Origin of the sequence: Pseudomonas sp. A2 (assembly GCF_023100865.1) — a bacterium.
In the GTDB taxonomy this organism is placed as follows: Bacteria; Pseudomonadota; Gammaproteobacteria; order Pseudomonadales; family Pseudomonadaceae; genus Aquipseudomonas; species Aquipseudomonas asiatica.
This window is the reverse complement of record NZ_CP039128.1, coordinates 1-14,898: the sequence shown is the minus strand read 5'-3', so window position 1 is coordinate 14,898 and position 14,898 is coordinate 1. Positions and strand designations below refer to the sequence as shown.

Here is a 14,898-nt window from a genome sequence, read left to right as displayed (position 1 = left end):
CGGAAAGACCAGCGAGAAACCCGAACCGGTGAGAAAGGCGCCGACGCCGGCCATCCATGCTGATGGCGCCAGCCAGATAAGCAGCAGGCCGAGACTTTCGATGATGAAGCAGGCCAGGGAGACCGGGACTCCGCCAAAGCGGGTAATGGTATTTCCCAGCACCAGGCGAACGCAGATAAAGCCGACGCTGAACAGCGAAAGGGTAAACGCGGCGCCCTGCCAGCTGTGCGCGGCGAAGTAGAGGGTGATAAGGTGGCGATAACGCCGAAACCGACGGTGCCAAAGGCCAGCCCCAGGCCGTAAGGCCAGATTTTTCGCACCACCGCGTGAAAGGGCGCTCTGGCGCCGGCGGTCACCTTGACGTCCTGGCGGGTACGAGCGAACAGCAGACCGATGGCCGCGACCAGCACTACCACCGTAGCAAAGCCGCTGATGCCAAAATAGTGATTGAGGGTAACTCCCAGCGGCGCCCCGACCGCCATCGCCACATAGGTCGCCACGCCGTTCCAGGAGATAACCCGTGACGTGTGGATCGCGCCGACGGTTTTGATCCCCCACAGGGTGGCGCCGGTGGCGGTAAAGCTCTCGCCGACGCCGAGAAACACCCGGCCCGCCAGCAGCGCGGCAATGGCCAGCATCGGCGTTGCCTGCAGGACTACCGCCAGTAGCGTGAAGGCGCCACTGAGCAGGCAGCAGACGATCCCAAGGCTGACCACTTTTTTCGGCCCCCAGATATCGGTATAGCGCCCGGCGTGCGGCCGGCTTATCAGCGTCGATATGTACTGCAGACTGATCACAATTCCGGCCACAAAGGTGCTGTAGCCCAGCTGATAGTGAATATAGCCCGGCAGTACGGCCAGCGGCAGACCAATGGAGAGATAGCAGATACAGGTAAAAACAACGATCGAAATAATGCGCAAATTGAGTTGTGTAGTGCTGACGGAAGTGCTCATAGGGATAAGAGGTTAATACAACGGGATGTGTAGCATAGCGCGCCGTGAGGGCGCTGGCGAGGCGCGACAGCGTTTTATCGGTAACCGACGGGAACGATATTTGTACGAATGTAAATAACTGCTTTTACAGCGCTTAACGCCCGCCTCGCTCAGCGTCAGCTCGCCGCCATACCCGACGAATCACACACCATGCCCCAGGCGCGGTTTTGCAATACCGTGCGGTAGCCGTCCCGGTCGACGAAAGTGACGCCATTGACCTCCCAGTAAGGGTTAAACGCCGTAACGCGCAGAAATCCGGCGGCATCCATGGCTGCGCACTGTGCCTCCCATGCCGCCTGCTGCGGATAGTACAGCACCAGCAGATCTTCATCGCCTGGCGAGGGGGTGACGGGATGGTGGCGGCAGTGGGTGAATTCCAGATGCCAGCCCGCTTCGGGCGCGCCGAGCATTATCCCGCTGAATCCTTCATGATCGGTAAAGCTGCCGAGCAGCTCGAGTCCCAGCCCGGCGCAATACATGCTGGCGGTGGTGTCCAGTTCACTGACCGGCCTGGCAATGCGCATATGACAGAACGACATAATGACTCCCGTGAGCATAAGTTGAGTTGATACTGTACCGGTAAATCGGCCCGGCGTGTGTTAAGCCGTGCCCAGGCGCACCTTCTCTCTGTAAATACCATAGCGGATTAACATCCGACTTGCGCCAACAATACCTCCTCATCATAATGAAAAAAGAATTATACAATATTATTGTTCTTAAATTGAGAATCATTGTGGGGTGGTGGATGAATAACCAATCGCGCCAGGCCTTATGGCTGGCACTGGCTGGATCGATAGTACTGATGATCGGCATGGGCTATGGGCGCTTTGCCTTCACCGGCGTGCTGCCGCTTATGCTTAATGAAGGTCTGTTAACCCTGCACGAGGGCAATCTCGCCGCGTCGGCCAATTACGCTGGCTATCTGGTCGGTGCGTTGCTGCTGGCGCGGGTGCAGCCTGGGGCCGCCACCCGACTGAGCATTATCTCCGCCGGGTTGACCATCGCCAGCCTGGCGCTGCTGGCCTGGGTGAGCTCGCCGTGGACCATTATTACGCTGCGCGCCGTCGCCGGCGCGCTGAGCGCGATAACGCTGATTGCAGGTTCGCTGTGGCTGCTGGAACATATGGGGCATCATCACGGGGCGCCGTTGCTGTATGCCGGGGTGGGGCTGGGGATATTTATCTCCGCGGAGGGGATCGCCCTTGGACATGCCCTGAGCCTCACCAGCCAGCAGATCTGGCTGCTCTGCGCATTATGCGCCGGTCTGCTGCTGGCGCTGGCGATCCGTTGGCTACTGACTCCGCCGGCTGCACTGGTGCGGGTTTCCCATGTTGAAACCTCCCTGCCTGCGTCCGGGAGCGATACCCGTCGCGCGGCGTGGCGACTCTTGATGGTTTACGGTCTGGCGGGCTTCGGCTATATCATCACCGCCACTTATCTGCCGTTGTTTCTGTCCGGTTCGCTGCAGAGCGTTGACCCGGTCCATCTGTGGGCGCTGTTTGGTCTGGCGGCCGCGCCGTCCTGCCTCATCTGGCATAAGCTGGTGCTAAAGTGGGGATACCGGCAAGCGCTGACCCGCAACCTGCTCGTCCAGGCGCTTGGCGTGATCCTTCCAGCCTGCAGCGCTTCATTGCTGTTTTGCGTGCTAAGCGCGCTTTTTGGTGGGCTTTACCTTTATGGGCACCGTAACCATTGCGCTACCGAAGGCGAAAAGTCTCAGCCATCAGGTGAGCTTCAATATGATTGCCGCGATGACTGCACTGTACGGTGTGGGACAGATTGCCGGGCCGCTTATCGCCGGCGCGCTGTATCAGATCGCGGCTTCATTTAACCCGGCGCTCTATGCCGCGGCGCTGGCGCTGCTGATTGCCGCAGGGCTGGTCTTTACCGAACGCCAGGCTTAGCCAATCGCCACGCTTTGCAGCAGCTTGCGCCACTCGCTCAGGGCGGGGGCGCTCAAGCCGCTGCGCCAGATAAGCTGGGTGGTCGCCTCGCACAGCGGTTCGCTAAGGCAGTTTTCGGGAAGCGTCATCAGCGACAGCACGCTCTGCGGCAGCAGGCAGGCGTAGCGCCCGGACGCCACGCAGGCAAGCATGCTGTGATAGGAATTGACCTCATGCACCTCGACGGCCGCCTTCTGTTCCGCCAGCCAGCGTTCTCCCAGCGCGCGGTAGCTGCAGCCGCTGGCAAATGCCGCAAACCGCAGCGGACCCGGGGTCTGCGGACGGACCAGCATCAGGGTTTCATAAAACACCGGGGTGAATGCCAGCTCGTCGGGACAGGCCGGTTGCCCATCGGCCCCTGGCGGCAGGCAGACCAGCGCGGCATCAAGGGCGGCGGTTAACACCCCCTCGGTTAACTGGCGGGTCGGTTGGGTGATGAGGGTGATATCCACCTGTGGGCACTGCTGTTGGAAGCGGGTAAGCAGCGGCGGCAGCCGGCTGGCGGCGGTCGCCTCCATCGCGCCCAGACGCAGACTGCCGCCTGGGGTTGTCGGATGCAGAGCCTGCTTTGCCTCTTCCGCCAGGCTCAGGATCCGCCGGGCATAGCTGAGAAACTGCACGCCTGCCGGGGACAACACCATTTTTTTGTTGCCGCGAACGAAGAGCTCAACGGCAAGCTCCTCTTCCAGCTGCTGAATGCGGGTCGTGATATTGGACTGTGCGCGGCCCAGCCGTTTTGCTGCCTGGGTGACGCTCTGCGTTTCTGCCACCTGAATGAAGATCTCGAGTGTGCTGTGGTTCATATTTTTCTTCTCAATACGATAATAATGTTGATCTTACCATCTTTAAAGGAGATGGTAAGCCTCCAGCATCGTTAATGCATGAGGAAACCATGAGCAACCCGCTGCTTTCGCTTCTTGATATTGATTATCCCCTGATTCAGGCCCCGATGGCGGGCGTCTCCACCCCCGCGCTGGCTGCCGCGGTAAGTAATGCCGGTGCGCTGGGCTCGCTGGGGCTGGGCGCTTCAACCGTTGCCCAGGCGGAAGCGATGATAGTCGCCACCCGCCAGCTGACGGACCGCCCGTTCAATGTCAATCTGTTCTGCCATGCGCCGCCCCGGCGCGACGCCCGGCGGGAAGCCGACTGGGCAACAACATTACGTCCCCATTTTGCCCGCTATGGCAGTACGCCACCGGATTCGTTAAGCGAGATCTACCAGACATTTATCGGTCATGCGCCGATGCTGGAGCTGCTTCTCGACATGTCGCCGCCGGTGGTGAGCTTTCATTTTGGTCTTCCTGAAGGTGAGACGATCCAGCGTCTGCGGCGGCAGGGGATCGTTACCCTGGCGACAGCGACTTCGCTGCAGGAGGCGCTGCTGATTGAACAGCAGGGGATCGACGTGGTGGTCGCTCAGGGCTATGAGGCGGGCGGGCACCGGGGGATCTTTGCTCCGCAGGCGCCTGACGCGCAGCTGAGCACCTTCACCCTGGTGCAACTTCTGCGGCGTCGACTAACCATCCCGGTGGTGGCCGCCGGGGGCATCATGGACGGAGCGGGGATCGCCAGCGTGATGCAGTTGGGGGCGCAGGGCGTACAGCTCGGTACGGCGTTTTTACTGTGTCCGGAATCGGCCGCCGACGCCGGCTATCGCGCGGCGATCCACAACAGCCTTGACGGGCGTACGGTGCTGACCTCCGCGATATCCGGGCGTCCGGCACGCTGTCTGGCGAATGCCTTCTGCGCGCTGGGGGAAGGCTATCCGGCGAGCGCCGTGCCGGATTATCCGCTGGCGTATGATATCGGCAAAGCACTGGCCGCCGCCGCGAAAGCCCAGGGTGTCCATGAGTATGGCGCCCACTGGGCCGGGCAGGGGGTGGGGTTGATCCGCGAGTGTGACGCCGCCACTCTGGTCCGCCAGCTGGCGGCAGAGAGCGGCTGGAACTAATGACTGACGGCTAGCGGCGGTGGGCCAGGCTACGCACCAGCCGATCGCCGGCCATTTGCACCCCCTGGACCATCGCCACCAGGATCAGCACTGTGCCAAACATGACTTCATTATTAAACCGCTGATAGCCGTAGCGGATGGCGAGGTCGCCAAGTCCACCGCCGCCGATCACACCGGCCATGGAGGAGAAACCAATCAGCATCACGATGGTCAGCGTGATCCCGGCCAGCAGCGTTGGCAGGGCTTCCGGCAGCAGGGATTTAAAAATGACGTGCCAGACGTTGCCGCCCATCGACAGAATGGCTTCAATTCTCCCGTAGTCCACCTCGTCGAGCGCGTTTTCCGTCAGACGGGCAAAGAATGGAAAGGCGCCGATGGTTACCGGCACGATGGCGGCGGTGCTGCCCAGCGTGGTGCCGACGATCAGCCGGGTAAAGGGGATCAGGGCGATCAGCAGTACGATAAACGGCAGCGACCTGCCGATGTTGATCACCGCGCCTAACAGCGCGTTCAGTTTCGGCATCGGCGCCAGCCCGTTGGCGCGGGAAATAAACAACAGCACGCCGGTGGGCAGCCCGATCAGCACGGTAAACAGGGCCGCCAGGCCCACCATATAGAGCGTATCCAGCGTGCCGTCGAGTAATAACGGCCACAAATCTTCCCAGCTCATGCTACTCCGCATAATGGCCTCCCCTGAACGCCGTGGCGGGTAAGAAATTCCTGTTCAGCCTGCGGGTCGTGCAGCAGCGACTGGCGCAGCCGCGACCATGGGGTCACCAGCAGGTCGGCAAGTTTACCGCTTTCGACAATCTCGCCCTGTTCCAGCAGCGCCGCGTGGTCACAGATGGTTTTCACCACCTCCAGCTGGTGCGTAATCAGCACAATGGTCAGATTGAGGCGCTGGTTAATATCCGCCAGCAGGGCCAGCACCGAGGCGGTGGTCTCGGGATCCAGCGCACTGGTCGCCTCATCGCACAGCAGCACTTCCGGCCGGGCGGCCAGCGCCCGGGCGATGCCGACGCGCTGCTTTTGCCCGCCGGAAAGCTGTGACGGGAAAGCAGCGGCCTTTTCGCTGAGAATCCACCAGCTCCAGCAGTTCGCGCACCCGGGCCTCGCGAGCGGCCCTCGGCACTCCGGCAATCTCTAGCGGCACCGCGACGTTGCCAGCGACGGTGCGGGCATGCAGCAGATTGAAGTGCTGGAAAATCATCCCGGTGCGCAGGCGATAATCCCGCAGCGCCGCCTTGTTCAACTGGGTAATATCCTGTCCGTTCACCAGAATGCGGCCCGAGGTGGGCCGCTCCAGTAAATTGAGACAGCGGATGAGCGTACTTTTGCCGGCGCCACTGCGCCCGAGAATGCCGTATATTGCCCCTTTCGGTATCTGCAACGCGATATCGTTCAGCGCCGGTCGGCCGGTTCCGGCGTAGGTTTTGCTCAGCCCTTCGATGGTTATCATGACTGAGGGGCCACCGGGATCACCGAGCCGTTGTAGGTTTTACGGATAAACTCCGCCACCTGCGGCGAGGTCAGATCTTTCGCCAGCGCCTTAATGCGCGGGTCATTCGCCAGGGCTGGGGTGGTCACCAGAATATTGGCGTACGGGTTATGCTCGGCGCTTTCCAGCCCCAGGGCATCCTTCGCTGGCACCAGGCCGGCTTCCAGCGCGTAGTTACCGTTAATCACCGCCAGGTCGACATCGTCGAGGGAGCGCGGGATCTGCGGCGATTCAATCTCCAGAATCTTCAGGTGTTTCGGGTTCTCGACAATATCCTTCGGCGTCGCCAGGGTGGTGGCCGGGTCGGTAAATTTAGGGTCCAGCTTAATAAGCTTCTGCGCCTGCAGCAGGAACAGCGCCCGGCTCAGGTTGGTGGTGTTATTCGGCACCGCCACGGTGGCGTTTTCCGGCAGTGATGAGAAATCTTTATGCTTATGCGAGTAGATCCCCAGCGGCTCAATATGCACCGTGGCCGCGACGGCAAAGGTTTTACCCAGCGCTTTTTCCTGATCCTTCAGATAGGGAACATGCTGGAAGTAGTTGGCATCCACATCGCCACTGGCCAGCAGTTCATTGGCGTTGACCCCGCTGGTCAGCTCCACCACCTTCAGATCGAGGCTGGGATCAATTTTTTTGATGTAGTTGAGGATCTCCGCGTGGGGAACCGGGTCCGCGGCGACGCGCAGCGCGGCAGCCTGGGCAGACGTCCATGCCAGAGAAAGAGACAGTGCGACCCCTGCCAGTTTAAAAGCGGCATATTTCATGGTGTGTTCCTTTTTAGTTATGGTTAAACGATCAATTGCTCGGCGCGTTCGCGAAACACGTCCTGATAGTAGCGTTCCGCCACGTCCGGATGGGAACGCAGACGGCCCTTGAGATAATTCCAGCCGACATCGCGCAGCAGCGGATTGTGCGGGTCGCTGTCCGGCCCTCGCGCTTCACGCGCCAGCTCGGGCGGCAGGGTGTAAACCGGCACCACCGCGTCAAGCTGGGCGCCGAGGAAGAAGGCGATGGAGAGGCGCTGCTGCTGCGCCGGCGGCGACACCACGCGATGGACGGTAGCGCGCAAATACCCGTTGGTCGCCGAGCTCCAGCAGTTCGCCAATATTGACCACAAAGCTGCCGGCCAGCGGCACGGCGTCGATCCATTCTCCAGGCGCGACCTCTACCTGCAGTCCTTTCTGCTCGTCCTGCAGCAGGAAGCTGAGAAACCCCGAATCTTTATGGGCGCCGACGCCCTGGCTGCTTTGGGTCTCCTGCTGGCCGGGATAGCGGATCAGTTTGATATGCTCGTTGGGTTTCTCGCCGTAGAGCTGATCGAAAGCATTCTCCGGGAGCTGCAGGGCTTCGGCAAAGGCGCGCAGCAGGCGGATGCCCACCTGGGTCATTTGCTGTTGCCAGTGAAGTAATACCGGTTTAAGCGACGGCAGGGCGGCAGGCCACAGATTCGGACCCTGCAGCGCTGCCAGCGCGGGGCGTCGTCGCTGAGGGTCAGCGCCGGACGTTCGGCGCCGATATCAAACTGTTCTCGCCAGTCAGGCTGGCCGCGCGTCAGCTCAGAGGCCGCGCGGTTATAGCCGCGAAAATGGGGGGAGTGGATCATCGCCACCTGCTGTTTTTGCGCCTCATCGAGAGCAAAAAAGCGCTGGGACTGGCGCTGAACTTCATATTGAAGCGCGTCGTCGACACCGTGGTTGATCAAATAGAAGAAGCCGATGTCGCGGGCGGCATGACGCAGGTCGGCCAGGAAGGCCGCTTTATCCGCGGGGTCCGCGTAGCGGGCCAGGTCGAGAATCGGCAGGGTGGTCGCGTTCATTGTGTTCTCCGAAAACGGGGTAATAAGTTATGGGTAGATTCAGGTTCTGGGTTCGGGCACAACAGCAGCGCATGGTGATTTCCTCTGTCCGGGGCTGAACACAGCTTGCCTCAAGGCCAAATAAGCAACCAATAACGTTATTTTCTAATTTATGACCGCGCGGGGTTCAGTGCTTTTGCGTTAAATAGATATAGGCGCGAAGCGCGTAATGAAGCCGGTTGCGCCCGTCGGTGAGAGCCAGTAAGGTAGGCGCACTTTTTAATGCGGAACGGACGTATCGTAATGCACAGCTCGAAAGATCCCCTGCACGGCGTGACGCTGGAAGCGCTGCTCAATGCCCTGGTGGCGCGCTATGGTTGGGCGGAAATGGCCCGCCAGGTCAACATTAACTGCTTTAAAAGCGATCCCAGCATTAAGTCCAGCCTCAAATTTCTCCGCCGGACGCCGTGGGCGCGCAAAGAGGTGGAGGCTATGTATCTCGCCTCCCTTGATGATGACGCGCCGGTGGAGAAAGCGGATCCCTGGGCAAACTGGCAGAAAAAATAACCCTTACCACAGGACACCATCATGCAGAGCTGGAGCAGTAAAGATTTCACCGCCGACCGCGCGTGGGGCGCGCTGGATATTGCCAATTTTTCCGGTACCACCGTGCGTCTGCACTGGACCGACCAACCCTATATCTGGCACATCAATGATGGTCAGGAGGTGTTTGCCGTGATGGATGGTCAGGTGGCGATGCATGTGAAAGTCGACGGCGAGGAGCAGAGTCATCATGCTAAACGCCGGCGATATCTTCTACGCCGGGGTGGGATGCGAGCATGTCGCTCCACCCGCAGGGGGCGGCGCGTATTCTGGTGATTGAGAAAGAAGGGTCGGTCTGACCCCGTGGCGGGCGGTTCTTTGCCCGCCGTTTCATCGCCCTGTCAGATGCGACATACCGCGTTGATATAAATTACCTATCCTGCTTTCGATATATTTAATTCTTGTTTGCCATTCCCTTCACCCCAGCACTATCTTTTGCCGCAGGCGCCTGACCAGGCACAATCGCGGGAGAGATCATGGCAACCTTGCAGTGGGACCACGCAGTACAGTTTGTGAATCAGCCGGAAGCGGCGATTGAAATCTTTGCCGGGCAGCAGCTGCGGGCGGTGGCCGGAGGGCGGCATCCGGGGTGGGGAACCCGCAATGCGCTGAGCTATTTTGGCCTGAGTATATCGAATTCCTCGCCATTGCCGACCCGGACGAACTGCGCGCCGCGACGGACAAATTCCTCCTTTCGCGCGACGCCGCACGGCTGCTGCCGGAGAATGAGGCGCTGTTTCGGGTGGCGCTGCGCAGCGGACGACATCGACGCCACCTATGACCAGTTGCGTCGTACAGGGGTGACAGTGTCACCGATTGTCGATGGCCAGCGCAACGATCCGCAGGGCAATATCATCCGCTGGTCGGATCTTCACCATCGATGGCGACACTGCCGGGCTGGTCTATCCCTTTGTGCTGCAGTGGGGAGAAGACGACGCCACCCGGCTGACGCGGCTGCGTGCCCAGAGGCTGGACGCGCCGCATCCGCTGGGCGACATTGCGCTTGAGCAGGCGGTGTTCGAGGTGGTCAATCCGCAGGCGGTGCGCGATCGCTGGCAGGCGCTGCTGGGCTTTCCGCCACTGGGGGAGCAGGGACTGGACGTGGGCGGCCAGCAATTTATCTTCCGTGAAGGGGCTGCCAACCAGCTGACCGAACTGGTGTTCCGCGTCGCCAACCCGGCGCTTAAGGGGCAGCGCTTTCGTGTCGGCAACGGCGTGTATCGCTTTACATAAAGGCTGACTCTAGCGTGCCGTGGCGCGCAGGGCTCCCGGCGGCTGGCCGGTGATGCGTTTGAAAGCCCGGCTGAAGGCCGCCAGCGACTGATACCCGAGGCTGAAGGCGACTTTTTTCCAGCGCCTGGCCTTCATGGGTGATGTACTGCACCGCCAGCCGCATACGCAGCTCGGTGAGATAGCGGGCGGGGGTGGTGCCGGTGGCGGCGAGAAAACGTTCCGCGAACAGCGAGCGTGAAAGACCCGCCTCCCGCGCCAGATCTTCCACTTTCCAGTTGACCCCCGGGCGCTGATGCATGGCGTAGATCGCTTTCGCCAGCCGGGGATCGCGCAGGACCTGTACCCAGCCGGTGGCGTTGCCGCACCCGCACGCTACCCAGCCGCGGACAATCAGCGCGGCCACCACGTCCGCCAGCCGGGCGAGGATCCCAGCATAGCCTGCCTGGCGGGTGAGCGATTCCCGCTCCATCGCTACCAACAGCGGCTGGATCTCCGGCCAGGTGTTTAGCAGGCTGCTGACCCGCATCACCTCGGGCATGGCCTTGACCAACGGCTGCATGCCGCCGAGCTCAAAGTCCATACAACCGCTGAAAATGACGGCGCGCTCCGGGCAGTCAGGCTGGTCGCCAGCGTTGATACAACTTACCGTGCTGCACACCGTTTCGCTGGGCAGCTGCGCCACATTGACCACCGTGGCCTGCGGATCTGAGAGCAGGGCGTGCCCGTCGCCGTTGGGAATAAATAGCGCATCGCCGCTCTCGAGGGTGAACTGTTCCCCGCTGGCCATGCGCAGCAGCACCGGCCCGCGGCTGATGAAATGGAACTGGGCTTTACCCGCCACGGCGCTAAAGCCGACGCCGAACGGGCGTGCGGTTTCGATGCGCCGGTAGTTAACGCCGGAGAGGCGCATACCGCGCAACAGTTCGCTGGTCAGGTCGATGGCAGGCTGGCTCATGGTAATTCCGGACGAATAATCAATAACTGAAGAGTATGCATCATATATCGTCCGAAAGTAAGGCCCTAAGATGACCAGGATGTTAATAAACCTGGAGAGTTGTATATGAGTTCCTGCATAGCTGCTGACGCGAGCCTGTCTCCCGCCAAACCTGCCTGGCGCGCCGTCTATGCCCTGGCCCTCGGGGTGTTCGGCCTGATCGTGGCCGAGTTTCTGCCCGCCAGCCTGTTAACGCCGATGGCCAGCAGCCTCGGCGTCAGTGAAGGGATGGCCGGACAGGCGGTCACCGCGACGGCGCTGGTGGCGTTAGTTACCGGCCTGCTGATCGCCACCGCCACCCGCAATATCGATCGCCGCTGGGTGCTGATGTTCTTTTCCGTACTGCAGATAGTCTCCAGCCTGATGGTCGCTTTTTGCCGATTCGCTGGCGTTTCTCCTGCTGGGCCGTCTGCTGTTGGGGATCGCCATCGGCGGCTTCTGGGCGATGTCCACCGCCACGGCGATGCGTCTGGTGCCGGCGGCCCATGTGCCAAAGGCGCTGGCGATCATCTTTTCCGCGGTGTCTGTCGCCACGGTGGTGGCCGCGCCGCTCGGCAGCTACCTCGGGGAGCTGATCGGCTGGCGCAACGTGTTTATTCTCTGTGCGATACCCAGCCTGCTGGCGCTGCTCTGGCAGCTGTGGGTGCTGCCTTCCATGCGCCCGGAGAGCGTCGGGACCTTCTCCACGCTGTTCAGGGTGCTGCGCCGTCCCGGTATGCTGGGCGGCATGCTGGCGACGATCCTGATTTTCAGCGGCCATTTCGCCTTCTTTACCTACCTGCGGCCGTTCCTTGAGACCGTCGCGCAGGCCAGTGTCGAAGGGGTTTCGCTGATATTGCTCGGCTTCGGTATCGCTAACTTTATCGGCACTTCGGTGGCGAGCTATCTGCTGAACCGTAGCCTGCGTCTCACCCTGGCGCTGGTGCCGTTGATGATGAGCGTTCTGGCGCTGCTGATGGTGACGTTTGGCCATCTGACCGTGCTGGCCGGGCTGCTGGTCGCCCTGTGGGGATTTGCCTTCGGCCTGGTGCCGGTGGCCTGGTCCACCTGGCTTGCCACCTACCGTGCCGGATGAAGCAGAAAGCGCGGGCGGTCTGCTGGTCGCCTCTATTCAGCTGGCCATCAGCGCCGGGGCCGCCGGCGGCGGGGCGGTGTTTGATTTGCACGGCGCCAGCGGCGTCTTCACCGGCAGCGGTCTGCTGCTGTTGAGCGCGATGGTGATTGTCTTCGCCGCCGTACGGGTGAAACCGGTCGCCCGCGCCGACCAGCCGGTGACGGGCCGCTTATCCCGCGAGATCGATAACTAAATTGGCCGACAGGCTGCGGGAGCAGCACAGCGCAATATGCTGCTCTGCGGCCTGTTTTTCCGCCTCCGACTGCACGGTATCCCGGTGGTCGACGGTTCCCTCGCGTACCGGCGTCAGGCAGGCGCCGCAGATCCCCATCTCGCAGGAGAGCGGCACCGCGACGCCATGTTCCTGCAGCACCTGGGCGATGGTTTTTGTCCCCCGGCACCGGCCAGCGCTCCCCGGTGGAGGCGAGGGTGATGGTGAAGGTTCCGTCCGCCGCCGACGCCGCCGTCGGGGCGGGCGGCTGGAACGCTTCGCTGTGCAATTGCGCCTCCTCCCATCCGGCCGCCCGCGCGGTATCGCGAACCCGGGCCATAAATCCGGGCGGACCGCAGAAGTAGACCCGGGTGTCGGCGTCCGGAGCCCCCAGATCCTGCGCCAGCCGCTGGCGCGGACTCTGCCCCTCGTCTGAGCAGTGGATCTGGCAGATTCCACCCGCTAGCTGGCGGGCGATCTCGGTGGCGAAGGCGGCCTCCTGCGCACGGCTAACGTAATAGTGCAGCGTAAAGCTGGCGCCGGACGCCGCCCGGGCGTGGGCCATCGCCAGCAGCGGCGTAATGCCGATCCCGGCGGCGAGAAGCACCACATGGCCGCCCTCGTGCAGCGGAAAGTGGTTGCGCGGGGCAGAGATCATCAATGGCTGTCCCGGGCGCAGGGTGTCATGAATATAACGGGAGCCACCGCGAGACTGCGACTCGCGGGCGATGCAGAGCAGATAGCGATCCCGTTCGGCCGGGCTGCCGGTCAGGGAGTACTGACGGATCAGCCCGCAGGGAAGATGGAGATCGATATGGGCGCCGGGCGTCCACGCCGGCAGCGGTTGCCCCTCGGCGCTCACCAGACTAACGGCCAGATTTTTCGCGCCCTGGCGCCACAGGCCATCGACCACCACCGGGAGTATGTCGCGCATATGACCTCCACTCATACCAGAAAGAAATCGCCAAAGCCCATCTTCTTCAGCCCGCGCCGGTAGGCGATAGAGCTGCGGTCCGCCGGAATATGCGCCTCCAGGGTCAGATCCAGCGGTAACCGTTCCGGACGCTGGGTCTCGACCATCAGGCGGTCCTCTTCAAATACCCGCAGGTTGAACGCATGTACGTCTTCCACCGGCACGTGCAGGTCGAAATTGCGGGCAATAGGGGCAAACATCCGCGTCACCCGGGACGACACCGGCGAGGCGGCGTTCATGATCACCAGCTTCGCATCGGCAGGGAAATGGATGGTCAGCGTGGCGGTGAACGGCAGATGCATTTCAAAGTGACGCAGCCACTGGAACCCATCCGGCGCGCGGAAATCGGAGCTGGCCGGGTAATTGCCCACCGAGCTCCAGTAGTCGGCAACAAAGCCGAACGGCGTCTCCTGCGGGGTGTAGTCCGGCACCTGCTGGTTGTCCGGAGTCGGCGAAGGTGTCGGTGTGGATCCATGCGAAGTGGGCGACATCGAGAAAGCCTTCGACCTGGCGGCCGGCAAATCCCTTTACCTCTAAGGCCGGGCAGTTGATTTGCTGAAAGCCGGCGTCGTCCCAGTGCGGCATGGTCGGTAACGGCGGCGGATTGTCCGGATCGCAGGCCAGGCAGGTCCAGATCAGCCCGTAGCGCTCCTCCACGGCGAAGCTGGTGAGATGCAGTTTGGCCGGAATGGGTTGCCCCGGACTGGAGGGGATGCGGTTGCAGCGGCCATCCTCGCCAAAGCGCAGGCCATGATAGGGGCAGACGATGCCTTCCTCTTCATGAAATCCCAGGGTCAGCGGCACCCCGCGGTGCGGGCAGACGTCGCGGGCGACCACCACCTGGCCTTTAATACGATAGATAACCAGCTGTTCGTCCAGCAGGGTGGCTTTCACCGGGGCGCCGGCAATATCGCAGGCGCGGGCCACCGGGTGCCAGCAGCGGGCCAGCCGCAGCCAGTCCTCTGGATCAAAGGTGCAATGGGCGGGGGGCGTGGGGGTGGTTGTCTTCATGATTTCTCTTCCTGCTCACATCGGTGATTGTTTTATTGTTGTGAGATTATTGTTGTCATATTAGGGTGTTCACATCCATCACCATTAATTCACTCTGCTGTTGCAAAAAAGAGTACAGGGGCGCCATGAGTCCATTTTCCCGTTTCGCGCACTATTTCATCGCCGTGGCCCGCTGCGGCAGCTTGCGCCGGGCCGCCGAGCAGCTGCATATCTCCGCCTCGGCAATTAACCGCCAGATCCTGCAGGCCGAGGAGGCCTTCGGCACCCCGCTGTTCGAGCGCCTGCCGGAGGGACTGCGGATGACCACCGCGGTGAGTTGCTGTATGACAACCTGCTGCGCTGGCAAAAGGAGTTTCGCCAGACGCGGACAGAAATTCGATGAGCTGCAGGGGATGAAGCGCGGAAGCGTTAGCGTTGGCATGGTGCAGGCGCTGGCGGAAGGGGGTTTCGCCGCCGCGCTGGCGGAGATCATCGCCAGCTGGCCGTGGCTGGAGCTGGATCTGCAGGTGGCTGACAGCCACACCGTCAGCCAGAAAGTGCGTCAGGCGGACCTGGACGTCGGCCTGATCCTCGATCCGCA

General features: G+C 61.8%; 6 protein-coding genes and 11 pseudogenes. 7 read left to right on the top strand and 10 right to left on the bottom strand.

The window, feature by feature from the left end:
- Both E5221_RS28330 and E5221_RS28325 read right to left on the bottom strand, forming a co-directional pair.
- Window positions 1-953 (bottom strand): annotated as a pseudogene (locus tag E5221_RS28330) (MFS transporter); the annotation flags it as partial.
- 155 nt (window positions 954-1,108) lie between these two features.
- Complete coding sequence (locus tag E5221_RS28325) at window positions 1,109-1,531, bottom strand: VOC family protein (RefSeq protein ID WP_002904629.1); 423 nt, start codon at window positions 1,529-1,531, stop codon at window positions 1,109-1,111.
- A 206-nt stretch (window positions 1,532-1,737) separates the two neighbouring features.
- On the opposite strand from E5221_RS28325, the pseudogene E5221_RS28320 reads away from it, so the two are divergent.
- Window positions 1,738-2,896: pseudogene (locus E5221_RS28320) on the top strand (YbfB/YjiJ family MFS transporter).
- Here E5221_RS28320 and E5221_RS28315 read toward each other — a convergent pair.
- Complete coding sequence (locus E5221_RS28315; protein ID WP_020804985.1) at window positions 2,893-3,738, bottom strand: LysR family transcriptional regulator; 846 nt, start codon at window positions 3,736-3,738, stop codon at window positions 2,893-2,895. The pseudogene E5221_RS28320 and the gene E5221_RS28315 overlap by 4 nt on opposite strands.
- Before the next feature lie 74 nt (window positions 3,739-3,812).
- Between E5221_RS28315 and E5221_RS28310 the strand changes: the two genes are divergently transcribed.
- The gene (locus E5221_RS28310; RefSeq protein ID WP_282189727.1) at window positions 3,813-4,886 is read left to right on the top strand and encodes a nitronate monooxygenase; all 1,074 of its coding nucleotides are present in this window, start codon (window positions 3,813-3,815) and stop codon (window positions 4,884-4,886) included.
- Between the two features lie 10 nt (window positions 4,887-4,896).
- Here E5221_RS28310 and E5221_RS28305 read toward each other — a convergent pair whose 3' ends face one another.
- The 4 genes and pseudogenes from E5221_RS28305 to E5221_RS28290 all read right to left on the bottom strand — a co-directional run bounded on the left by E5221_RS28305 (window position 4,897) and on the right by E5221_RS28290 (window position 8,200).
- Window positions 4,897-5,556, bottom strand: coding sequence for a methionine ABC transporter permease (locus E5221_RS28305; protein WP_004217626.1), 660 nt, complete (start codon window positions 5,554-5,556; stop codon window positions 4,897-4,899).
- Window positions 5,553-6,345 (bottom strand): annotated as a pseudogene (locus E5221_RS28300) (methionine ABC transporter ATP-binding protein). Before E5221_RS28300 ends, E5221_RS28305 begins: the two are co-directional and overlap by 4 nt.
- Window positions 6,342-7,148 (bottom strand): MetQ/NlpA family ABC transporter substrate-binding protein, encoded by an 807-nt coding sequence (locus E5221_RS28295; protein WP_002904638.1) that lies wholly within the window; start codon window positions 7,146-7,148, stop codon window positions 6,342-6,344. Before E5221_RS28295 ends, E5221_RS28300 begins: the two are co-directional and overlap by 4 nt.
- A gap of 23 nt (window positions 7,149-7,171) precedes the next feature.
- A pseudogene (locus E5221_RS28290) lies at window positions 7,172-8,200 on the bottom strand (isopenicillin N synthase family oxygenase).
- A 282-nt stretch (window positions 8,201-8,482) separates the two neighbouring features.
- Here E5221_RS28290 and E5221_RS28285 point away from each other — a divergent pair.
- From E5221_RS28285 to E5221_RS28275, 3 genes and pseudogenes are all read left to right on the top strand, one after another.
- Window positions 8,483-8,746 carry a VF530 family protein gene (locus tag E5221_RS28285; RefSeq protein WP_002904643.1) on the top strand — a complete coding sequence of 88 codons (264 nt, stop codon included), beginning with the start codon at window positions 8,483-8,485 and terminating at the stop codon, window positions 8,744-8,746.
- A 21-nt stretch (window positions 8,747-8,767) separates the two neighbouring features.
- Window positions 8,768-9,081: pseudogene (locus E5221_RS28280) on the top strand (cupin).
- Between the two features lie 177 nt (window positions 9,082-9,258).
- Window positions 9,259-10,015: pseudogene (locus E5221_RS28275) on the top strand (VOC family protein).
- A gap of 9 nt (window positions 10,016-10,024) precedes the next feature.
- On the opposite strand, the pseudogene E5221_RS28270 reads toward E5221_RS28275, so the two are convergent.
- Window positions 10,025-10,970, bottom strand: a pseudogene (locus tag E5221_RS28270) (AraC family transcriptional regulator).
- Between the two features lie 105 nt (window positions 10,971-11,075).
- On the opposite strand from E5221_RS28270, the pseudogene E5221_RS28265 reads away from it, so the two are divergent.
- Window positions 11,076-12,316, top strand: a pseudogene (locus E5221_RS28265) (MFS transporter).
- Here the strand turns inward: E5221_RS28265 and hpxE are convergent.
- Together hpxE and hpxD are read right to left on the bottom strand one after the other, a co-directional pair.
- Window positions 12,293-13,268: pseudogene (gene hpxE / locus E5221_RS28260) on the bottom strand (molybdenum cofactor-independent xanthine hydroxylase subunit HpxE). The pseudogenes E5221_RS28265 and hpxE sit on opposite strands and share 24 nt — an antisense overlap.
- Before the next feature lie 11 nt (window positions 13,269-13,279).
- Window positions 13,280-14,318: pseudogene (gene hpxD, locus E5221_RS28255) on the bottom strand (molybdenum cofactor-independent xanthine hydroxylase subunit HpxD).
- 125 nt (window positions 14,319-14,443) lie between these two features.
- Between hpxD and hpxR the strand changes: the two are divergent.
- Window positions 14,444-14,898: pseudogene (gene hpxR / locus E5221_RS28250) on the top strand (LysR family hpxDE operon transcriptional regulator HpxR); the annotation flags it as partial.